Here is a 21,624-nt window from a genome sequence, read left to right as displayed (position 1 = left end):
CCCGGGGACGGTACCCACCGCCCGCACCCGGGGGCCCCGGCCGGGTCCGGAGCCGGCCGACGACGACTACACGAGGCAAGGATTCGTGAACTTCACGCGCTGGAGCGCCCGGCTCCCCGGAACGCAGCGCCGCGCCGCAGCGCGGACCGAACCCACGGTCGCCCCCGACCGCCGCGGGGACGGACGGGGAGAGGGCTCCGTGCCCGCGGCCCGCGCCGAACAGCCGACCGGCGAACCGTCCGCCGTACCCGCCCTCGACGACCTGCCGGTCCGCGAGGTCCTCGACCGCGTCCCCGCCCTCGTCGCGCTCGTCCACGGCCCCGACCACCGCCTCGGCTACGTCAACGACGCCTACACCGCGGCCTTCGGCGCCCGCCCGCCCGGCGAACCGGCCGCCGACGCCCTGCCCGAACTCGTCGAACTCGGCCTGCTCCCCCTGCTCGACCAGGTCCTGCGCAGCGGCAAGCCCCGCACCGTCAAGTCCCGCCGGGCCTGCGACGGCCGCTCCTACACCTTCACCTGCACGCCCGTCACCGAGTCCGGCCCCTCCGGCGGCGTCCCCGGCGTACTGGTCTTCGCCACCGACGTCACCGACCACGCCGAGGCCGCCGAACGCCTGCGCGCCAGCGAGCGCCGCCAGCGCGAGACCGCCGTCACCCTCCAGCGCTCCCTGCTCCCGCAGGAACTCGAACAGCCCGACGACCTGCGCATCGCCGCCACCTACCAGCCCGGCGGCACCGAGGCCGCCGTCGGCGGCGACTGGTACGACGTCATCACCCTCGGCGGCGGCCGCACCGCACTCGTCATCGGCGACGTCATGGGCAGAGGCGTCCGCGCCGCGGCCGTCATGGGCCAGCTGCGCACCGCCGTCCGCGCCTACGCCCGCCTCGACCTGCCCCCGCACGAGGTCCTCCAGCTCCTCGACGGCCTCGCCACCGAGATCGACGCCAACCAGATCGCCACCTGCGTCTACGCCATCCACGACCCCAACGAGGGACGGCTCGTCTACGCCTCGGCCGGCCACCTGCCCATCCTCGTCCGCGACGAGAGCGGCACCGTGCTGCGCGCCGACGAACCCACCGGCCCCCCGCTGGGCACCGGCGGCTGGATCCACGCCTCCGGCTCCGTCCCCCTCGGCCCCGGCGCCACCGCCGTCCTCTACACCGACGGGCTCGTCGAACGCCGCGACGAAGACCTCGACGAAGGCATCGCCGCCCTCGAACGCGCCCTCTCCGGCGCCACCGGCAGCCCCCAGGTCATCTGCGACCGCCTGCTGCGCTCCGCCGGGGTCGCCGCCGACCACGACGACGACGTGGCCGTCCTCGTCCTCCAGCAGCCCGCCCGCACCGGCGCGGACGGCGACCTCTTCCGCAACGCCGCACTGGAACTCATCGGCGGCGTGGAGGCGGCCCCACGCGCCCGGGCGTTCGCCTCCGGCGTGCTGACCAGCTGGCGGTTCCCGACAGAGCTGCACGACCTGGGAGTGCTGGCCGCGAGCGAGCTGGTCGCCAACTCGTTGCAGCACGGCACACCGCCCATGCGGCTGCGGCTGCGCCGCACGGACCGACGGCTGATCGTCGAGGTCACCGACGGGGACGATCACCTGCCGCGCAGACGGCGAGCCGAACCGGGGGACGAGTCGGGGCGGGGGATCGCCATCGTGGCCACCATCGCCTCCAACTGGGGGTGCAGACGCACGCCCGGTGGCGGCAAGGCGGTGTGGTGCGAGTTCGCGCTGCCGAAGGGATGAGCGAGGGCCGCTGAGCGACGGCCCCTGAGGGGCGGGTCGACGGGGGCACGACGGGGTGCGGGGCGCGAGGGACCGCTTCGCGCAGCACCCCGCACCCCTTCACCCCGTCTACGCCTCCGCGGGCACCGTCTCCGTCGTGGCGCCCCCGCTCCTCGCCACCACTCGGTGGGTACGGGCTCGCCACGGGTGGTCCTGCGCCTGCGTGAGACCTCGGCCCAGGCGGAGGGCCAAGGCGGTGATGCCGAGGGAGAAGAGCAGGAACGTGACGATGTACGGGGCGTGCAGGCTCGCGCCCATCGGGCCGCCCACCGCCGGGCCGACGGCCAGGGCCAGCTGCTTCACCAGGGCGAAGGCCGAGTTGTACTGACCGGCCAGGCCCGCCGGCGCCAGATCCGCGACCAGAGGGGCCACGGTCGGGGACAGCATGGCCTCACCGAGCCCGAACAGGGCGTACGTCGAGACGAACGCGGCCGTCGCCATCGCCTGGCTGGTCTCGCCCAGCCCCGCGAAACCGGCGGCTGCCCACGCCACGGCCCAGATCAGACCCACGGCGGCGATGACCCGCGAACGCCGACGCCGCTCGACGAAACGCAGCACGGCGAACTGCGCGACGACGATCACCGCGGTGTTGGCGGCCAGGGCCGTCCCCAGCGTGGAGGTCGATATACCGGCCGCCTCGACCCCGTAGGCGCTCAGACCCGACTCGAACTGTCCGTAGCAGGCGAAGAAGAGCACGAAGCCCAGGACGCACAGCTGCACCATGGCGCGATTGCCGAGCAGCTGCTTCCAGCCGCCCTTGGCCGACACGGCCGGGCTGTCCCCTATACGGGGAGAGTGCGGCATCCGGACGGTCGACATCACCACGACCAGCAGCAGGAACATCGCCGCCTCGATCGCGAACAGCAGCGTGAACGACGACACGCGCGTGGTGTCGACGAGGTGGCCGCCTATCAGGCCGCCGACGCCCAGACCCAGGTTCTGCAGGAAGAACTGCATGGCGAACGCCCGCGACCGGGTGTCCGCGGACGAGCAGTCCACGATCATCGTGGCCAGCGCGGGCTGCATCACGGCCTGACCGGCACCCAGCGCCGCCGCCGACATCAGGACCGCCGCCGCGCTGCCCGCCAGCCCCAGGCTCAGGGCGCCCAGCGCGGCCGTGACCAGGGCGGTGAGCAGCACCGGAAGAGGTCCGCGCCGCACGATCGCCCGGCCGGCGAACGGCAGCACCACCAGCGCGGCCACGGCGAAGACGGCGAGGACGAACCCCGCCGTCGCGGCACCCAGACCCCGCACCTGCGCCACATAGACGTACAGGTAGGGGACGGTGAAGCCGAGCCCGAACGCGCTGAGTGCGTTGCCCACGTGGATCCGGCGCATCGCTGCGCCCATCGCCCTGGTCACGTTCACCTCTCTCACTAGTTAGGAGTGAAGACTTCGAATCTAAACTTCGAAGCTAAACAGTACACCTCCAAGGACTTCAACGCCAAGCCGCTCCGTGCGATACTTCGGGCATGGGCGACACCCCCGGCGTCAGCGAGCCGACACTCGAAGAACAGATCGCCGCCTACCAGCGCGAGTTCCAGGACCTCGATCCCCAGGTCGAGAAGATCGTCTCGGCGCTGTCCCGCCTGAACCGGCGGATGAACGTCGCCTACGGCCGCCAGACCGCCGCCCTCGGCATCAGCAACGCCGAGTGGGAGGTCCTCAAGGCCCTCGTCCTGTCCGGCGCCCCCTACCGCATGGGCCCCAGCGACCTGGCCAAGCGGCTCGGCCTCACTCCCGCCGCGATGACCCACCGGATCGACCGGATGGTCGCCGAGGGACTGGTCACCCGCGAGCGCGACGAGTCCAACCGGGTCCGCGTGATCGTCGAGCTGACACCCGAGGGCCGCGAGAAGTGGCTGGAGGCCATGCGCCTGGCGTCGGTCTTCGAGGAGGGCCTCCTCCAGGACCTCACCCCCGCCGAGCGCACGGTCCTCGGCGAGGTGCTGGCCCGCCTGCTGCGCCGGGTGGAGGACGCCCAGCCGGACGCCGGTGGACGCCTCACCGACCTCGACTGACCAGGTCGGAGGCGCCTCGGGGAGGGCACTTGACATCCCTCTCCCGGATCCGTAAAGTTCTTCGGGTTGTCGGGGAGCCGTAACGGTTCTGCGACAGCACTTCCGCCGCCCCGAGCGGCACACAAACCACTCAGCAAGATCTCCCGACGGGGTCGATTTCGGCTTGCCCGAATTCAATTCCGATAGGAGTTCCGTGATCCCGGTCCACTCGATTGGGAATCACGGAGGGGATCCGCTAAGGTTTGAGACGTCGGAACGGCCCAGCGGCCGGGAAGACAAACCCTCCTGACAGGGAGTCAGACGCCGAAAGGATCTGATAGAGTCAGAACCGCCGGAAAGGGAAACGCGGAAGCGGGAACCTGGAAAGCACCGAGGAAATCGGATCGAGAAAAGATCTGATAGAGTCGGAAACGCAAGACCGAAGGGAAGCGCCCGGAGGAAAGCCCGAGAGGGTGAGTACAAAGGAAGCGTCCGTTCCTTGAGAACTCAACAGCGTGCCAAAAGTCAACGCCAGATATGTTGATACCCCGTCTCCAGCATCAGCTGGGACGAGGTTCCTTTGAAAAAACACAGCGAGGACGCTGTGTGCGAGAGGATTATTCCTCCTCTCGCACCGCTCTCGTGGTGTTGCACCGGATCACCGGTAAACATTCACGGAGAGTTTGATCCTGGCTCAGGACGAACGCTGGCGGCGTGCTTAACACATGCAAGTCGAACGATGAACCTCCTTCGGGAGGGGATTAGTGGCGAACGGGTGAGTAACACGTGGGCAATCTGCCCTGCACTCTGGGACAAGCCCTGGAAACGGGGTCTAATACCGGATACGAGTTTCACAGGCATCTGTGATTCTGGAAAGCTCCGGCGGTGCAGGATGAGCCCGCGGCCTATCAGCTTGTTGGTGAGGTAACGGCTCACCAAGGCGACGACGGGTAGCCGGCCTGAGAGGGCGACCGGCCACACTGGGACTGAGACACGGCCCAGACTCCTACGGGAGGCAGCAGTGGGGAATATTGCACAATGGGCGCAAGCCTGATGCAGCGACGCCGCGTGAGGGATGACGGCCTTCGGGTTGTAAACCTCTTTCAGCAGGGAAGAAGCGAAAGTGACGGTACCTGCAGAAGAAGCGCCGGCTAACTACGTGCCAGCAGCCGCGGTAATACGTAGGGCGCAAGCGTTGTCCGGAATTATTGGGCGTAAAGAGCTCGTAGGCGGCTTGTCGCGTCGGATGTGAAAGCCCGGGGCTTAACCCCGGGTCTGCATTCGATACGGGCAGGCTAGAGTTCGGTAGGGGAGATCGGAATTCCTGGTGTAGCGGTGAAATGCGCAGATATCAGGAGGAACACCGGTGGCGAAGGCGGATCTCTGGGCCGATACTGACGCTGAGGAGCGAAAGCGTGGGGAGCGAACAGGATTAGATACCCTGGTAGTCCACGCCGTAAACGGTGGGCACTAGGTGTGGGCAACATTCCACGTTGTCCGTGCCGCAGCTAACGCATTAAGTGCCCCGCCTGGGGAGTACGGCCGCAAGGCTAAAACTCAAAGGAATTGACGGGGGCCCGCACAAGCGGCGGAGCATGTGGCTTAATTCGACGCAACGCGAAGAACCTTACCAAGGCTTGACATACACCGGAAACACCTAGAGATAGGTGCCCCCTTGTGGTCGGTGTACAGGTGGTGCATGGCTGTCGTCAGCTCGTGTCGTGAGATGTTGGGTTAAGTCCCGCAACGAGCGCAACCCTTGTCCCGTGTTGCCAGCAGGCCCTTGTGGTGCTGGGGACTCACGGGAGACCGCCGGGGTCAACTCGGAGGAAGGTGGGGACGACGTCAAGTCATCATGCCCCTTATGTCTTGGGCTGCACACGTGCTACAATGGCCGGTACAAAGAGCTGCGATACCGCGAGGTGGAGCGAATCTCAAAAAGCCGGTCTCAGTTCGGATTGGGGTCTGCAACTCGACCCCATGAAGTCGGAGTCGCTAGTAATCGCAGATCAGCATTGCTGCGGTGAATACGTTCCCGGGCCTTGTACACACCGCCCGTCACGTCACGAAAGTCGGTAACACCCGAAGCCGGTGGCCCAACCCCTTGTGGGAGGGAGCTGTCGAAGGTGGGACTGGCGATTGGGACGAAGTCGTAACAAGGTAGCCGTACCGGAAGGTGCGGCTGGATCACCTCCTTTCTAAGGAGCACTTCTCACCGAGTCCTTCGGGACGAGGTCAGAGGCCAGCATGCGAGCGAACGTCTCGCACTGGTTGCTCATGGGTGGAACGTTGACTACTCGGCCTGGTTCTGGGTCGGAGGCTGCTAGTACTGCTCTTCGGAGCGTGGAACGCACGATCTCCGGACAGAGGCTGGTCGGGCACGCTGTTGGGTATCTGAGGGAATGAACCCCCTCGTGATGCCGGCCCCGGTAAAAATCTGCTTCGGTGGGTTGTGACGGGTGGTTGGTCGTTGTTTGAGAACTGCACAGTGGACGCGAGCATCTGTGGCCAAGTTTTTAAGGGCGCACGGTGGATGCCTTGGCACCAGGAACCGATGAAGGACGTGGGAGGCCGCGATAGTCCCCGGGGAGTCGTCAACCAGGCTTTGATCCGGGGGTTTCCGAATGGGGAAACCCGGCAGTCGTCATGGGCTGTCACCCACTGCTGAACACATAGGCAGTGTGGAGGGAACGAGGGGAAGTGAAACATCTCAGTACCCTCAGGAAGAGAAAACAACCGTGATTCCGGGAGTAGTGGCGAGCGAAACCGGATGAGGCCAAACCTACGACGTGTGAGACCCGGCAGGGGTTGCGTCGTGGGGGTTGTGGGATCTCTCTTCTGTCGTCTGCCGGCGACAGGACGAGTCAGAAACCGTTGATGTAGGCGAAGGACATGCGAAAGGTCCGGCGTAGAGGGTAAGACCCCCGTAGTCGAAACGTCAGCGGCTCGTTTGAGAGACACCCAAGTAGCACGGGGCCCGAGAAATCCCGTGTGAATCTGGCGGGACCACCCGCTAAGCCTAAATATTCCCTGGTGACCGATAGCGGATAGTACCGTGAGGGAATGGTGAAAAGTACCCCGGGAGGGGAGTGAAATAGTACCTGAAACCGTGTGCCTACAAGCCGTGGGAGCGTCGGAATGGAGCTTGCTCCATTCTCGTGACTGCGTGCCTTTTGAAGAATGAGCCTGCGAGTTTGCGGTGTGTTGCGAGGTTAACCCGGGTGGGGAAGCCGTAGCGAAAGCGAGTCCGAATAGGGCGTTTTTAGTAGCACGCTCAAGACCCGAAGCGGAGTGATCTAGCCATGGGCAGGTTGAAGCGGAGGTAAGACTTCGTGGAGGACCGAACCCACCAGGGTTGAAAACCTGGGGGATGACCTGTGGTTAGGGGTGAAAGGCCAATCAAACTCCGTGATAGCTGGTTCTCCCCGAAATGCATTTAGGTGCAGCGTCGTGTGTTTCTTGCCGGAGGTAGAGCACTGGATAGGCGATGGGCCCTACCGGGTTACTGACCTTAGCCAAACTCCGAATGCCGGTAAGTGAGAGCGCGGCAGTGAGACTGTGGGGGATAAGCTCCATGGTCGAGAGGGAAACAGCCCAGAGCATCGACTAAGGCCCCTAAGCGTACGCTAAGTGGGAAAGGATGTGGAGTCGCACAGACAACCAGGAGGTTGGCTTAGAAGCAGCCACCCTTGAAAGAGTGCGTAATAGCTCACTGGTCTAGTGATTCCGCGCCGACAATGTAGCGGGGCTCAAGCGTACCGCCGAAGTCGTGTCATTGACACATATAGCCCCAACGGGTGTGTTGATGGGTAGGGGAGCGTCGTCTGCCGGGTGAAGCGGCACCGAAAGGTAGTCGTGGACGGTTGACGAGTGAGAATGCAGGCATGAGTAGCGATACAAACGTGAGAAACGTTTGCGCCGATTGACTAAGGGTTCCTGGGTCAAGCTGATCTGCCCAGGGTAAGTCGGGACCTAAGGCGAGGCCGACAGGCGTAGTCGATGGATAACCGGTTGATATTCCGGTACCCGCTGTGAAGCGTCAAACATCGAATCCAGTGATGCTAAGCCCGTGAAGCCGCCCCGGATCCTTCGGGTGAAGGGGAGTGGTGGAGCCGGTGACCCGAGCTGGTAGTAGGTGAGTGATGGGGTGACGCAGGAAGGTAGTCCATCCCGGGCGGTGGTTGTCCCGGGGTAAGGGTGTAGGACGCAAGGTAGGCAAATCCGCCTTGCATACAGTCTGAGACCTGATGCCGAGCCGATTGTGGTGAAGTGGATGATCCTATGCTGTCGAGAAAAGCCTCTAGCGAGTTTCATGGCGGCCCGTACCCTAAACCGACTCAGGTGGTCAGGTAGAGAATACCGAGGCGTTCGGGTGAACTATGGTTAAGGAACTCGGCAAAATGCCCCCGTAACTTCGGGAGAAGGGGGGCCATTCCTGGTGATCGGATTTACTCCGTGAGCTGGGGGTGGCCGCAGAGACCAGCGAGAAGCGACTGTTTACTAAAAACACAGGTCCGTGCGAAGCCGTAAGGCGATGTATACGGACTGACGCCTGCCCGGTGCTGGAACGTTAAGGGGACCGGTTAGCTTGGATTCGTCCAGGCGAAGCTGAGAACTTAAGCGCCAGTAAACGGCGGTGGTAACTATAACCATCCTAAGGTAGCGAAATTCCTTGTCGGGTAAGTTCCGACCTGCACGAATGGCGTAACGACTTCTCGACTGTCTCAACCATAGGCCCGGTGAAATTGCACTACGAGTAAAGATGCTCGTTTCGCGCAGCAGGACGGAAAGACCCCGGGACCTTTACTACAGTTTGATATTGGTGTTCGGTTCGGCTTGTGTAGGATAGCTGGGAGACTGTGAAGCTTGGACGCCAGTTCAGGTGGAGTCGTCGTTGAAATACCAGTCTGGTCGTGCTGGATGTCTAACCTGGGTCCGTGATCCGGATCAGGGACAGTGTCTGATGGGTAGTTTAACTGGGGCGGTTGCCTCCCAAAGGGTAACGGAGGCGCCCAAAGGTTCCCTCAGCCTGGTTGGCAATCAGGTGTTGAGTGTAAGTGCACAAGGGAGCTTGACTGTGAGACCGACGGGTCGAGCAGGGACGAAAGTCGGGACTAGTGATCCGGCGGTGGCTTGTGGAAGCGCCGTCGCTCAACGGATAAAAGGTACCCCGGGGATAACAGGCTGATCTTCCCCAAGAGTCCATATCGACGGGATGGTTTGGCACCTCGATGTCGGCTCGTCGCATCCTGGGGCTGGAGTCGGTCCCAAGGGTTGGGCTGTTCGCCCATTAAAGCGGTACGCGAGCTGGGTTTAGAACGTCGTGAGACAGTTCGGTCCCTATCCGCTGTGCGCGTAGGAGTCTTGAGAAGGGCTGTCCCTAGTACGAGAGGACCGGGACGGACGAACCTCTGGTGTGCCAGTTGTTCTGCCAAGGGCATGGCTGGTTGGCTACGTTCGGGAGGGATAACCGCTGAAAGCATCTAAGCGGGAAGCCTGCTTCGAGATGAGGACTCCCACCCACTTGATGGGGTAAGGCTCCCAGTAGACGACTGGGTTGATAGGCCGGATATGGAAGCACGGTAACGTGTGGAGTTGACCGGTACTAATAGGCCGAGGGCTTGTCCTCAGTTGCTCGCGTCCACTGTGTTGGTTCTGAAACCACGAACAACCGTTGTAGTCATGGCTACGGCTCCGGTTGACAGTTTCATAGTGTTTCGGTGGTCATAGCGTAGGGGAAACGCCCGGTTACATTCCGAACCCGGAAGCTAAGCCTTACAGCGCCGATGGTACTGCAGGGGGGACCCTGTGGGAGAGTAGGACGCCGCCGAACAATTTTTGGAGAAAACCCCGCACCTTTCGGTGCGGGGTTTTCTGCGTTTCAGGGCCGGATTCACGGCTCCACCAGTCCCGTTTCATACGCGAAGATCACCGCCTGGACGCGGTCGCGGGAGCCCGTCTTCGCCAGGATGCGGCCCACGTGCGTCTTCACCGTCGATTCCGCCAGGTGCAGACGGGTGGCGATCTCCGTGTTCGTCCAGCCCTTGCCGATGACCGTCAGGATTTCGCGTTCGCGGTCCGTCAGCGCGGCCAGGCGGGGATCGGGTGCCTGGGTTCCGGTGGTGCCCACGGGAAGATGGTGGACGTACGCGTCCAGGAGCCGGCGGGTGAGGCTGGGGGCCACGACGGCGTCTCCGGAGGCGACCGCGCGTATGCCGGACAGGAGGTCTTCCGGCTGGGCGTCCTTGACCAGGAAACCGGAGGCTCCGGCGCGCAGGCCGGCGTAGGCGTACTCGTCGAGGTCGAACGTGGTGAGGATGAGGACGCGGGTCCGGTCGCCGGAGGCGGTGATGCGGCGGGTGGCCTCTATGCCGTCCAGGCCGGGCATACGGACGTCCATCAGGACCACGTCGGGCTGGAGGCGCGCCGCCTTGCGGATCGCCTCCGTGCCGTTGGCGGCCTCGTCCAGGACCGTCATGTCGTCCTGGCTCTCCAGCAGCATGCGGAAGCCGAAGCGTTGCAGGGGCTGGTCGTCGGCGATGAGGACGGTGGTCACGGTGCGGCTTCCTCCGGGAGATGCAGATGGACACGCCAGCCGCGCTCCGGGTGCGGCCGCGGGCCGGCTTCCAGGGTGCCGCCGTACAGGGCCGTGCGTTCGCGCATTCCGGTCAGTCCGCGGCCGCCGTTCACTCCCGGCGTACCGCCGCGGCCGGTGTCGGTGACCGTGACCGTGACGGCACCGGAGGCGGCGTAGGAGAGGGCGATGGAGGAGGTGGCGCCGGGTCCGGCGTGTTTGAGGGTGTTGGTGAGGGCTTCCTGGATGACGCGGTAGAGGGTGAGCTGGCGGCCGGGGGAGACCGTCGGCTCGCCCTCGATGGTCGCCCGGACCGGGAGGCCCGCCTTGCGGACGCCGTCGAGGAGGCGGTCGAGGTCGGTGAGGGCGGGCTGGGGGGTGAGGTCGGCCGGGGCGGGCTCGTCGTCGCGCAGGACGTCCAGGAGGCGGCGGAGTTCGGCGAGGGCCTGGCGGCTGGTGCCGGAGATGGCGTCGAGGGCCTGGGCGGCGCGCTCGGGGGACTTGGCGGCGGCGTAGCGGCCGCCGTCGGCGAGGCCGGTGATGACGGAGAGGTTGTGGCCGATGATGTCGTGCATCTCGCGGGCGATCCGGGTGCGTTCGGCGGCCGCGGCGAGGCGGGCCTGCTGGTCGCGTTCGATCTCCAGGCGGCGGGCGCGGTCCTTCAGGGCCTCGGTGTGGTCGTGGCGGGTGCGGACCGTGATGCCGATCGCCGCCGCGACGAGCAGGGACATCGCGTGCGGCACGAGATCCTCGTCGGCCGGTCCCCGCGGGTGGCGCAGGACGGTCACCACGACCGGGGCCGTCGAGACCGCCGCCGCCCACCACAGGGAGCGCAGCGGGCGGCGCAGGGTGATGTGGAAGACGACGAGCAGCTGGAGCAGGGCGGCCTGGAGCAGAGCCCCCGTCCAGGCGTTGACCAGCAGGGCCGGGGCCATCAGCAGCAGCACCGTGCGGGGATGGGCGCGGCGCCACAGCAGGGGCACGGAGAGGGCCAGGCTGAGGGCGAGGACTAGGTGCTCGGGTACGTCGGTGCTGCGGGCGATGCGGGTCCAGCCGCCGCCGTGGAAGTCGATCAGGGCGGCGATCGTCCAGAAGGCGGTGAGATGCAGGTCCCAGACGAGCGGGTGGCGCCCGTCGAAGGCGCGCACCCGCTGCACGGCCCGCTGGAGATGCTGGGTGATCGGCTCTGCTGACTGAGGCTCCGGCACGCCGTCCATGGTGCGGGGCGGGCCGCTCGCGGGGAAGGCGGTCATACGTCCCGTCGCTTGAGGAGCAGGGCGGCCAGCGCGAGGCTGCCCGCGGTCCACAGGGCCATGGCGAGCAGGGCGGCGCCGGGGGAGGCCAGGTCGGGCCGGGGGTCGGCGTGGGTGAGGGCTTCCAGGGCCTTGCCGGGGAAGTAGCGGGCGGCGTCGTCGACGATGGCGTAGGGCAGCAGCGCGAGGACCTCCGACAGGATCATCACCAGGCCGATCAGCGCGCCGATGCCCGCCGGGACCGAGCGGAGCACGGAGCCGAGGCTGAGGGCGAGGACGCCGAGGAGGGCGAGGCCGACGGCGTTGGTGACCAGGGCGCGGGCCACGCCGGAGTCGGTGAGGGAGGCCGTGTGGTCGGTGCCGGCGAGGAAGGTCTGGGCGAGGGGGAAGGTGAGGAAGTTGGTGGCCAGGACGGTGAGGAAGCCGATCGTGCCCAGGACGGCGGCCTTGGACCACAGCACGGGCAGCCGGCGCGGTACGGCGGCCATGGTGGCCCGGATCTGGCCCGTGGAGTGTTCGCCGGCGGTGGTGAGGACGCCGAGGGTGCCCAGGACGACCTGGGTGAACTGCATGCCGAGCAGGACCAGCAGGACGGTGTCGATGTCGTCGTCGCCGCCTCCGCTCTCGTAGCTCGCGGCGATGGTCAGGCCGGTGCCGAGGGTGAGGACGACGGTGAGGCCGAGGCCGACCCAGGTGGAGCGGAGCGTGCGCAGCTTGTGCCATTCGGCGCGCAGGACGCGCGCCGGGGTGACGGCGTGGAGGGCGGTGCTCATGCGCGGGTTCCTTCCAGGGTGGCCGGGTATTCGACCGCGTCGTGGGTGAGGGCCATGAACGCCTCCTCCAGGGAAGCGCTGTTGGGGGTGAGTTCGAAGAGGGGGATGCCGTGGGCGGCGGCGGTGCGGCCGATGTGCTCCGCGCTGGTGCCGTGCACGTCGAGGGTGTCCGGGGCGGCGGCGGTGACGGTCACCTCGGGGGCCCGCAGCAGGCCGGTGAGGGTCCGGGCGTCGGGGGTGACCACGCGGACCGAGCCCGCCCCCGAGTCCCGTACGAAGTCGGCGACCGTGGTGTCCGCCAGGAGGCGGCCGCGGCCGATGACGACCAGGTGGTCGGCGGTGAGGGCCGTCTCGCTCATCAGGTGGGAGGAGACGAGGACCGTACGGCCTTGCGCGGCCAGGGACTTCAGGAGGGTGCGGATCCACAGCACGCCCTCGGGGTCGAGGCCGTTGACCGGCTCGTCGAGGACGAGGGTGGCCGGGTCGCCGAGCAACGCGGCGGCGATGCCCAGGCGTTGGCCCATGCCGAGTGAGAAGCCCTTGACCCTGCGGTGGGCGACCTCGGTGAGGCCGGCCAGCTCCAGGACCTCCTCGACGCGCCGGCGCGGGATGCCGTGGGTGTGGGCGAGGGCCATCAGGTGGTGGAAGGCCGTGCGGCCCGGATGCACCGAGCGGGCCTCCAGCAGGGCGCCGACCCGGGTCAGCGGTGCGGGCTGGGCGGCGTACGCCGTGCCGTCGACGGTGACGCGGCCCGAGGTCGGGGCGTCCAGGCCGAGGATCATCCGCATGGTGGTGGATTTGCCGGCGCCGTTCGGGCCGAGGAAGCCGGTGACGGTGCCGGGGCGGACGGTGAAGGAGAGGTCGGTGACGGCGGTCTTGCCGTTCCTGCCGCCGTAGCGTTTCGTCAGGTGCTGCGCCGTGATCATGCCTCGATGTTCGTCCGCGCGGGGGCGGCGGGCGTCGGACGGCGGCCGTATTTCGGATGAGGCCGTGGTACCCCGGTACTACGGTGGCCCGCATGAGCGATGAGGACGAGCGGAAGTACGTCGTACGGACCGTCGAGGCGGAGGAGTGGCGGCAGGCCAGGGCGCTGCGGCTGCTGGCGCTGCGGGACCCGGTCGCGCCGATCGCGTTTCTGGAGACCTACGAGACGGCTCTGGCGCGGCCCGACTCCTTCTGGCAGGAGCGCACGGCCGGTGCCGCCGAAGGCAGCGCCGGCGCGCGGCAGTTCGTGGCCGTGGCGGCCGACGGGGAGTGGGTGGGGACGCTCACCGTGCTCGTCGAGGAGGCCGGGTCGACGGACTGGGCGGGGTTCCCGGTGGAGCGGCGGCAGGGGCATGTCGTCGCCGTGTTCGTACGGCAGGACTGGCGCGGCACCGGTGTGAGCGCGGCGTTGCTGGACGCGGCCGTGGCGTGGGCCTGGCGGACGGGGCTCGAACGGGTGCGGCTGATCGTCCACGAGGACAACGGGCGCGCGCAGAGCTTCTATCGGCGGGCCGGGTTCGTGCCGAGCGGGGTGACGGTGCCGTTGGAGCAGGCGCCGGGGGAGACGGAGCTGGAGTTCGTGCTGGAAGGCGGCCGGTAGGTCGTGGGGGAGGCGGCTGCCGGGTCGTCGGGGGAGAGGGGGGAGGCGGCTGCCGGTCCGGCGGGGCTGTCAGGTCGTCGGGGAGGTGGCTGCCCGGTCGTCGGGGAGGCGGCTGCCGGTCCGGTGGCGGCGTCGGCAGGGGCCGACGGCAGGGCCTAGACCGGCAGTTCGTCGTGCGGCCAGCGGGAGCGGGCCTGTTCCCGGGAGCGGAGCAGGGCCAGGGTGCGCAGGCCGCGGTCGGCTCCGGTGGTGAGCAGGTCCGGGAGCTGGGGGAGCGGGGCGACGGCGGCGATGTCGTCCAGGACGAGCGTGAGTGGTGGGTCGAGCCGACCGGAGGATGACCGTTCGGCCATGCGCCGGCCGCGCTCGACCACGCTTGCGACGAGGGCCGTCAGCAGGGGCATCGCGCCGGGGTTCGTGCGGGGGTCCTCGATGGATTCGCCGACCACATAAAGCGTTCCCCCTTCCTGGAGGAAGGAATCCAAGGCCAGGGCATCGCTTCGGTTCGGAGTGCAAGCCTCGCGGATGTTCACCGTGAACAGCGCGGCGAGGGCCCGGCCGATCAGCTCCTGCGCCACGTCCCGGCGTTCGGGGTGCGCGGTGAGGGTGGCCTCCAGCTCCCCGGCGGAACCGGGGGCGGCCTTGGGGTGGGTACGCAGGGTGCGGACCGCTTCCTGGAGCTGGGTGCCCTGGGACCAGCGGTGGACGTGGCGGATGGTGCGGTTCTCCAGGGCGGCGGCGTGGAGGTAGCTGCGCAGGAGCGTTTCGGCGGTGTCGCTGACGGCCTGGTCGAGCCGTGAGGTGGGGCGGACCGGGGTGAGCAGGGCGGTGGCTCTGCGGACCGCCGTCTCCTTGGTCTGGCAGCCCTCCGTCGGGGACCAGTGCAGGCGGGCCGGGGTGTCGCAGCGGTGGGTGGGGTCGTAGAGGAGGGTGGGGCCGAGCTTCGCGCGGCCGTCCTTCGTGGTCTGCCAGAGGGTGGGGTCCGAGGTGACCAGGAGGACCGGGCCGTCCGCGTCCTGGACGGCCTGGGTGGCGGTGGCCCGGCGGGTGTCGCGGTCGGCGACCAGGACCCTGTCCCAGCCGCCCGTCCATCCGGCGATGCCCGCGGGGTCCTGCGCGGTGGCGGAGAGCGGGGGCTCCTGCGCGGTGGCGGAGAGCGCAGGCTCGGAGTCGGGGGCCGGCGGCCGGTGCGGTGCGGGGGCCTGGGGAGCGGGAGCTTCGGCGACCTGATGAGGTTCCGGGGCCGGGACGGTGTGGGGCTCCGGGGCCCGGACGGTGTGCGGTTCCGGGGTTCGGGGGCCGTGGGGTTCCGGGGTACGGAGGGTCGGCTGCCGTTCCCTCCTCGGCTCCGGGACCTCGTACGACCCCTCCTCGGCCTTCTCCCGCCTCGCCCGTCTGCGTCCCGCGCGTACCGCCCTCCAGCGGGCCACCGTGCCCAGGACGAAGACGGTGAGGACCACGAGGATCATCAGCTGGCCGATGAGCAGGCCCCAGAACAGGCCGTAGCCCGAGAGGGCGGCGGCGGGGGTGTCGGGCCAGGCGCCGGGCAGGTCGTGCGGGTGGGCGATGAGATGGCGCATGGCCAGGGGGGTGCGGCCGAAGGTCACCGTCCCCGGCCAGGTGCCGTGGGCGAACCACGCGGCGAGCCCGGTGGCCGTCCAGACCAGCAGGGTCATGCCGACCAGGAACGCGAGTATGCCGACCAGCAGGCCGTCCGGGATGCCGCCCTGGACCTCCCGCTGCTGCTTCTGCGCCGTCACGCCGCCGCCCCCTTCCGACGCCGGGCCTCCGCCTCCGAGTCCGGCCCCTTCCGGCGCCCGGCCGCCGTCTCCGCGCCCGAGCGTTCCGGGCGCCCGGCCTCCCTCACCATGCCCGAGCCCTCCATGCCCGTGCCCCTACGCCACCGTCGACTCGGAGTCGCCGAGGTGCTGCTCGACGAAGGCCGCGGCGCGCTCCTCGGCCTCCAACTCGGCGGCGAGAAGCGCCTCGTCGGCGAGGTCGGCGGAGGACTCGGTCATGGCGCGGTCGGTGAAGACGAGCGGGCGTTCGGTCTCGGTGACCAGGTGTTTGACGACCTGGACATTGCCGTTGACGTCCCAGACGGCGATGCCGGGCGTCAGCGTCGGGATGATCTCCACCGCCCAGCGCGGCAGGCCCAGGACGCGGCCCGTCGCTCTCGCCTCGTCGGCCTTCTGGGCGTAGATCGTCCGGGTCGAGGCCATCTTCAGGATCGCCGCGGCCTCCTTCGCCGCTGCCCCGTCCACCACGTCGGACAGATGGTGGACGACGGCCACGAAGGACAGACCGAGCCGCCGGCCGAACTTCAGCAGCCGCTGGAACAGCTGGGCCACGAACGGGCTGTTGATGATGTGCCACGCCTCTTCCACCAGGAAGATGCGCTTCTTGCGGTCGGGGCGGATCCAGGTGTGCTCCAGCCACACGCCGACGATCGCCATGAGGATGGGCATGGCGATGGAGTTGCGGTCGATGTGGGAGAGGTCGAAGACGATCAGCGGGGCGTCCAGATCGATGCCGACCGTGGTCGGGCCGTCGAACATGCCGCGCAGGTCACCGTCGACCAGCCGGTCCAGGACCAGCGCCACGTCCAGGCCCCACGCCCGTACGTCGTCTATGTCGACGTTCATCGCCTCGGCCGACTCCGGCTCGGGATGCCGTAGCTGCTCGACGATGTCGGACAGGACGGGCTGGCGTTCGACGATGGTCTCGTTGACGTAGGCGTGCGCGACCTTCAGCGCGAAGCCGGAGCGCTCGTCGAGGCCGTGGCCCATGGCCACCTCGATGATGGTGCGCAGCAGGGCGAGCTGGCCGGTGGTCGTGATCGCCGGGTCCAGAGGGTTGAGCCGGATGCCGTGGTCCAGGGCCGCCATCGGGTCCAGCCGGATCGGCGTTATCCCCAGCTCCTGCGCGATCAGGTTCCACTCGCCCACGCCGTCCTCGCCCTGGGCGTCCAGGACGACGACCTGGCGGTCGCGGAAGCGCAGCTGGCGCAGGACGTACGTCTTCTCCAGCGCCGACTTGCCGTTGCCGGACTCGCCGAGGACCAGCCAGTGGGGCGCGGGGAGCTGCTGGCCGTAGAGCTGGAAGGGGTCGTAGATGTAGCCCTTGCCGGAGTACACCTCGCGCCCGATGATCACGCCCGAGTCGCCGAGGCCGGGCGCGGCCGTCGGCAGATAGACGGCCTGGGCCTGCCCGGTGGACGTGCGCACGGGCAGGCGGGTCGTCTCGACCTTCCCGAAGAGGAAGGACGTGAAGGCGTCGGTGAGGACGGACAGCGGATCCCGCATCAGGTCCTACCTCCGGATGCCGGTGGCGAAGGGCAGTGTGTTGACGAAGGCGCGGTGGTGCTCGCGGTCGCACCACTCCAGCTTCAGGTACGACTTTCCGGCCGAGGCCCTTATCGTGCGCTTGTCGCGGGCCAGCGCCTCCGGGGAGCGTGCGGAGACGGTGATGTAGCCGACCAGGTTCACTCCGGCGGCGCCGCTGGCGAGGTCCTCGCCGCGCTGGTCGAGGCGGGAGTGGGCGGCCACGTCCCGCGGGTCGACGGTGCGGTTCATCTTGGCGGCGCGGGACGCCTCGGCCTCGTCGTTGGTCTTCTCGGTCAGCATGCGCTCGATGGCGATCTCGGTGGGTTCGAGGTCCATCGTGACGGCGACGGTGCGGATGACGTCCGGGGTGTGGACGAGCAGCGGGGCGAGGAAGTTGACGCCGACGGGGGTCATCGGCCACTCCTTCACCCAGGCCGTGGCGTGGCACCAGGGCGCGCGGGTGGAGGACTCGCGGGTCTTGGCCTGGAGGTAGGTGGGCTCCATGGCGTCGAGCTCGGCCGGCCAGGCATTACGTTTCGTCATCGCCTGGATGTGGTCGATCGGGTGGTCCGGGTCGTACATGGAGTGGATGAGGCTGGCCAGCCGCCCCTGCCCCAGTGGCTGCCGTACGCGGATGTCGGCCTCCTGGAGGCGGGAGCAGATGTCGGTCAGCTCGCGGGCCATGACGACGGCGAGCCCGGAGTCGCGGTCCGTCTTGCCGCCGTGCGGGCGGGCGGCGCGCGCCATGGCGTTGGCCTCGGCCGCGAGCTCGCGCGTGTAGTGCATGCAGGCGACGAGATAGGCGCGGTGCTGCTCGCTGCTGGTGGACACCATCGACTGGAGCTGCTCGTACGACTGCTGCAGCCAGGCCGGTGCCTTCTCGTCGCCGCGTACGGCGACGTCCTTGGCGTGGGCGTCGGGGTCGGCGGGCAGGGTGCGGGCGAGCATCTGGAGGCGGGTGACGAAACCGTCGCCGTTGGCCACGTGCTTGAGCAGGGTGCCGAAGCGGTCGACGAGGGCTTCCTGGTCCTCGCTGTCGCGCAGGCCGACGCCGGGGCCCTCGATCTCGATGACGGCGGTGACCGTGCGGCGGTCCGCGTGCAGCAGGACGGCGATCTCGTCGGGGCCGAAGGGGGCGGCCAGCCAGGTGATGCGGCCGATGCCGGGCGGCGGGAGGATCTCGACCTCGCTGCCGTCGAGCCGGGTGCCGGCCTCCATGGCGCCGGAGCGGTAGACGGTGCCCCGGCGGAGCGTCCTCTTGTAACTGCGGTTGATCTCGAACCACTTGTAGAACGTCCGCCCGCGGTAGGGCACGTAGACCGCCGCGAGGGCGACCAGCGGGAAGCCCATCAGCAGCACGATGCGCAGGGTGAGCACCGGGACGAGGAGACCGCACATCATGCCGAGGAACGCGCCGCCGATGATCAGCGCGATCTCACCGGATTCACGATTCCGGCCGACGATCGCGTTCGGCCGGGCGCGGCCGATCAGATATGTACGGCGGGGCGTGACCGGATGGGACAGATGGGACTCGGTCGTCAACGCCCGTCACCTCCTGTGCGGTTGCTACTGCTGTTGCGGGTGTTGCTGGCGTGGGGGGTGTTGACGGGGCTGCCGGAGCGGGGCGAGGGGGCGGCGGAGGGGACGGATCCGCCGCCGCTCGCACCGCGCGAGCTGTGCGCGGCGACGCCTCCGGCGGCGGTGTTGGCCGGGCGGGGGGCGCTGCTGCCGCCGCCGCTCTGCTGGCCGCCGTTGCTGTCGGCGCGGGTGCTGTGGGTCTTGATGCCCTGGGCGACGAGGGTCGCGGGGGAGCTGATGACGGCGGCGGCCTTTCCTTCGGCGCCCTGCATGATGCGGTTGTTGCGGGAGTGTGCGATCTCGTCGCCGAAGCCGGGGACGAAGCGGTAGATCATCGCCGACGCGAAGATGGCGAGCAGGATGATCGCGAGGCCGGAGACGACGGCGGAGAAGGCGTCGGGGCCGTCGTCGGCGGACAGGGCGCCGGCGAGGCCGAGCACGATGACGATCACCGGCTTCACCAGGATGACGGCGATCATGATGCCGGCCCAGCGGCGGACGTGGCTCCACAGGTTCTTGTCGACGAGGCCGGCGTAGACGACGGTGCCGAGGAGGGCGCCTACGTAGAGCAGGGCGGCGCGGATGACGAGTTCCAGCCACAGGACGCCGGCGGCGAGGATGGAGACCAGGGAGACGACGATCAGCATGATCGGGCCGCCGCCGATGTCCTCGCCCTTCTCCAGGGCGCCGGAGAAGTTGCCGAAGAACACGTCCGTCTGGTCGCCCGTGGTGTTCGCCAGCACCTCGCTGACGCCGTCGGTCGCGGAGACGACGGTGTACAGGACGAGGGGGGTGAAGGCGGACGCGAGCACGGTGAGCCACAGGAAGCCGATGGCCTCGGAGATGGCGGTGGTCACCGGCACGCCCCTGACGGCCCGCTTCGCGACCGCCAGCAGCCACAGCAGCAGCGTCAGGATCGTCGACGCCGCGAACACCACCGCGTACTGCTGCAGGAACGTCGGGTTCGTGAAGTCCACGTCCGCCGTGTCCTTCACGGCCTCACTGAGCTTGTCGATCGTCCACGCCGCCGCGTCCGCGCATCCCTTGGCCAGGGAGGAGAGGGGGTCGAGGGTGGAGTTGGGGTCTACGGAGGGGGTGTTCTCGGCACCGCGTTGGCCGTTTTCGCAGTAGTCCTTGGCCGGGCCTCGGATGAGGTCGCAGGGGTTGTTGCTGGGTGTGGGTGTGGGTGTGGGCGTAGGTGCGGCGAAGGCGTGGGAAGCGAGCAGCACGCTGACGCTCTGTGCCGCGGCGATGACGCCCGTCAGCTTGAGGACGGGGTGGCTAGCGCGCATAGGTGAACCCTCCGTACTCCTCGACGGCCTTCGTCATGTCGTCGGCAGTGGAGGCCTTTTGATCGCGCCCGACCGGGACGGGCCCGTCCTTCTGCTGGAAGTCGGTGATCTTCCAGTCGTTGCCGATCCACCTCAGCTGGTATGTGGTGGTGTACCAACTCTCGGCCACGGGGTTGGTCGAGGTCTCGCCGGACAGGCCGAAGAGGGACGTGTACCAGACCTCGACCGTCGACTCGTCGGCGCTGTGCGCGATGACCTTGGTGCCCACGGGGATGACCCTGGAGACGAAGGTCTGGCCTCGGGGTGCCCGGCCGTCCTTGGTGAGACCGATGTTGGTCAGGAACTTCTCGTCCGAATAGGCCCTGTCCAGGTCCGACTGGCGCGCAGCGGCGACGTCGGGAGCGTAGACATGGTTCACGATCTCGCGACGCCGGGCAGCGTCGAACATCTCGGCCGAGCCCAGGGCCACCGAGTAGTTCGTCGCCGCGCTCTCCGCCCCCTGTTGGTCATGGGAGAAGCCCGACGGGATGCCCGCCGCCCCCCTCTGCACCGGGCGCGTGCCCGTCGGTGCCGTAGGTGCCGTCTCCGGGGCGGAGCCCCCCGTCGGGTTGCCGTCGGATGACGAATCGTCTCCTCCGCGGTTGGCGAAGGCGATCGCGGCGATGAGGAGGACGACGACGGTGACGACGGTGATGAGGCTGCGGGGGCGTCGCCGGGTGGCGGGCCCGTCGGCGTAGGGGTCGCCGTCGGGCAGGCGCAGGCGAGGCCGGGCGTAACCGCCGGAGGCACCAGCCCCCTGCTCGTCTCCCTGGCTCATGCGGCGCACGCCCCCTCGACGTCGTACCGGAACGCGTGGACATACGACGGTAGCCGTACTGGTTCCCGCGCGGGCGCGGTGTGGTGACTCGACATCAGGGAGACGCAACCTCAGCCGGTGGGCACGACGGATGGGTGGGGTGTGGGGGACGAGGGCGGGCCGGGCGTGCCCGGAGGCGCGAGGTGCTATACCGCCATGCCGTAGACGATCGTGAACAGCGTGCCGAGCGACCCGATGATGAAGACCCCCGTCAGCCCGGCGATGATCAGGCCCTTGCCCTGTTCCGCGCTGAAGGTGTCCCGCAGGGCGGTCGCGCCGATACGTTGCTTCGCCGCGCCCCAGATGGCGATGCCGAGGCAGATCAGGATGGCCACGGCCATCACCACCTCGATCATGACCTTGGCCTCGTTGCCCAGGCTGCCGAAGGGGCCCCAGTCCGGAGCGATCCCGCCGATGATGGTGTTGATGTCTCCCTTGTCGGCCGCAAAGAGCATGTAAGTCACCGCCCCTGGTGGGTAGTTCCGCTATCCCCTGCGGTGTGCAGAGGTCAGGCCCATTCTCGCCGACAATGGCGCCGACGTATGTCGACTTGGCGTCATTGCTTGGCGGGTTTCGTACGCATACCTTGGTCACTCTG

Annotated in this window: 14 protein-coding genes and 3 rRNA genes; 6 read left to right on the top strand and 11 right to left on the bottom strand. The window is 68.1% G+C overall.

Translation table 11 applies throughout. The features are described 5' to 3' along the window. Positions 1-85 precede the first annotated feature (85 nt). Positions 86-1,750: an ATP-binding SpoIIE family protein phosphatase gene (locus ACSU6M_RS16090; protein ID WP_437070411.1), complete on the top strand. Its 1,665-nt coding sequence runs from the start codon at positions 86-88 to the stop codon at positions 1,748-1,750. Between the two features lie 108 nt (positions 1,751-1,858). On the opposite strand, the gene ACSU6M_RS16085 is transcribed toward ACSU6M_RS16090, so the two are convergent. Further along, the gene (locus ACSU6M_RS16085) at positions 1,859-3,139 is read right to left on the bottom strand and encodes an MFS transporter (protein ID WP_437075172.1); all 1,281 of its coding nucleotides are present in this window, start codon (positions 3,137-3,139) and stop codon (positions 1,859-1,861) included. A gap of 122 nt (positions 3,140-3,261) precedes the next feature. On the opposite strand from ACSU6M_RS16085, the gene ACSU6M_RS16080 reads away from it, so the two are divergent. From ACSU6M_RS16080 to rrf, 4 genes are all read left to right on the top strand, one after another. Further along, the gene (locus ACSU6M_RS16080; protein ID WP_437070410.1) at positions 3,262-3,810 is read left to right on the top strand and encodes a MarR family winged helix-turn-helix transcriptional regulator; all 549 of its coding nucleotides are present in this window, start codon (positions 3,262-3,264) and stop codon (positions 3,808-3,810) included. Between the two features lie 650 nt (positions 3,811-4,460). Continuing rightward, positions 4,461-5,987 (top strand): 16S ribosomal RNA (locus ACSU6M_RS16075). Positions 5,988-6,295: 308 nt separating this feature from the next. Further along, positions 6,296-9,418 (top strand): 23S ribosomal RNA (locus tag ACSU6M_RS16070). Between the two features lie 87 nt (positions 9,419-9,505). Next, positions 9,506-9,622, top strand: a 5S ribosomal RNA gene (gene rrf / locus ACSU6M_RS16065). Together the 16S, 23S and 5S rRNA genes form the textbook arrangement of a ribosomal RNA operon. A 60-nt stretch (positions 9,623-9,682) precedes the next feature. Here the strand turns inward: rrf and ACSU6M_RS16060 are convergent. Genes ACSU6M_RS16060 through ACSU6M_RS16045 form a run of 4 tightly spaced genes read right to left on the bottom strand, consistent with a single transcriptional unit; the run spans position 9,683 to position 13,315 of the window. After that, the gene (locus tag ACSU6M_RS16060) at positions 9,683-10,345 is read right to left on the bottom strand and encodes a response regulator (RefSeq protein WP_437070409.1); all 663 of its coding nucleotides are present in this window, start codon (positions 10,343-10,345) and stop codon (positions 9,683-9,685) included. After that, positions 10,342-11,580: a sensor histidine kinase gene (locus ACSU6M_RS16055; protein WP_437075170.1), complete on the bottom strand. Its 1,239-nt coding sequence runs from the start codon at positions 11,578-11,580 to the stop codon at positions 10,342-10,344. The genes ACSU6M_RS16060 and ACSU6M_RS16055 overlap by 4 nt, the downstream gene beginning before the upstream one ends. Positions 11,581-11,612: 32 nt before the next feature. Further along, positions 11,613-12,389 carry an ABC transporter permease gene (locus ACSU6M_RS16050; protein ID WP_437070408.1) on the bottom strand — a complete coding sequence of 259 codons (777 nt, stop codon included), beginning with the start codon at positions 12,387-12,389 and terminating at the stop codon, positions 11,613-11,615. After that, complete coding sequence (locus tag ACSU6M_RS16045; RefSeq protein WP_437070407.1) at positions 12,386-13,315, bottom strand: ABC transporter ATP-binding protein; 930 nt, start codon at positions 13,313-13,315, stop codon at positions 12,386-12,388. The genes ACSU6M_RS16050 and ACSU6M_RS16045 overlap by 4 nt, the downstream gene beginning before the upstream one ends. Positions 13,316-13,407: 92 nt before the next feature. On the opposite strand from ACSU6M_RS16045, the gene ACSU6M_RS16040 reads away from it, so the two are divergent. After that, positions 13,408-13,974: a GNAT family N-acetyltransferase gene (locus tag ACSU6M_RS16040; RefSeq protein ID WP_437070406.1), complete on the top strand. Its 567-nt coding sequence runs from the start codon at positions 13,408-13,410 to the stop codon at positions 13,972-13,974. A 155-nt stretch (positions 13,975-14,129) separates the two neighbouring features. Here the strand turns inward: ACSU6M_RS16040 and ACSU6M_RS16035 are convergent, their stop codons facing one another. From ACSU6M_RS16035 to ACSU6M_RS16010, 6 genes are all read right to left on the bottom strand, one after another. After that, positions 14,130-15,650, bottom strand: a complete 1,521-nt coding sequence (locus ACSU6M_RS16035) for a TraM recognition domain-containing protein (protein WP_437075168.1) — start codon at positions 15,648-15,650, stop codon at positions 14,130-14,132. 219 nt (positions 15,651-15,869) lie between these two features. Beyond that, the gene (locus ACSU6M_RS16030; protein ID WP_437070405.1) at positions 15,870-17,279 is read right to left on the bottom strand and encodes an ATP-binding protein; all 1,410 of its coding nucleotides are present in this window, start codon (positions 17,277-17,279) and stop codon (positions 15,870-15,872) included. A 6-nt stretch (positions 17,280-17,285) separates the two neighbouring features. Continuing rightward, on the bottom strand, positions 17,286-18,842 hold the full coding sequence (locus ACSU6M_RS16025) for an SCO6880 family protein (protein WP_437070404.1): 1,557 nt from the start codon (positions 18,840-18,842) through the stop codon (positions 17,286-17,288). Beyond that, positions 18,839-20,170: a hypothetical protein gene (locus ACSU6M_RS16020; RefSeq protein WP_437070403.1), complete on the bottom strand. Its 1,332-nt coding sequence runs from the start codon at positions 20,168-20,170 to the stop codon at positions 18,839-18,841. Before ACSU6M_RS16020 ends, ACSU6M_RS16025 begins: the two co-directional genes overlap by 4 nt. Beyond that, on the bottom strand, positions 20,160-20,987 hold the full coding sequence (locus tag ACSU6M_RS16015) for a hypothetical protein (RefSeq protein WP_437070402.1): 828 nt from the start codon (positions 20,985-20,987) through the stop codon (positions 20,160-20,162). The genes ACSU6M_RS16020 and ACSU6M_RS16015 overlap by 11 nt, the downstream gene beginning before the upstream one ends. A gap of 185 nt (positions 20,988-21,172) precedes the next feature. Continuing rightward, the gene (locus ACSU6M_RS16010; RefSeq protein WP_004000049.1) at positions 21,173-21,481 is read right to left on the bottom strand and encodes a hypothetical protein; all 309 of its coding nucleotides are present in this window, start codon (positions 21,479-21,481) and stop codon (positions 21,173-21,175) included. Positions 21,482-21,624 lie beyond the last annotated feature (143 nt).

Source organism: Streptomyces sp. enrichment culture (genome assembly GCF_964272895.1).
Taxonomy (GTDB): domain Bacteria; phylum Actinomycetota; class Actinomycetes; order Streptomycetales; family Streptomycetaceae; genus Streptomyces.
This window is presented reverse-complemented; position numbering and strand designations above follow the sequence as displayed.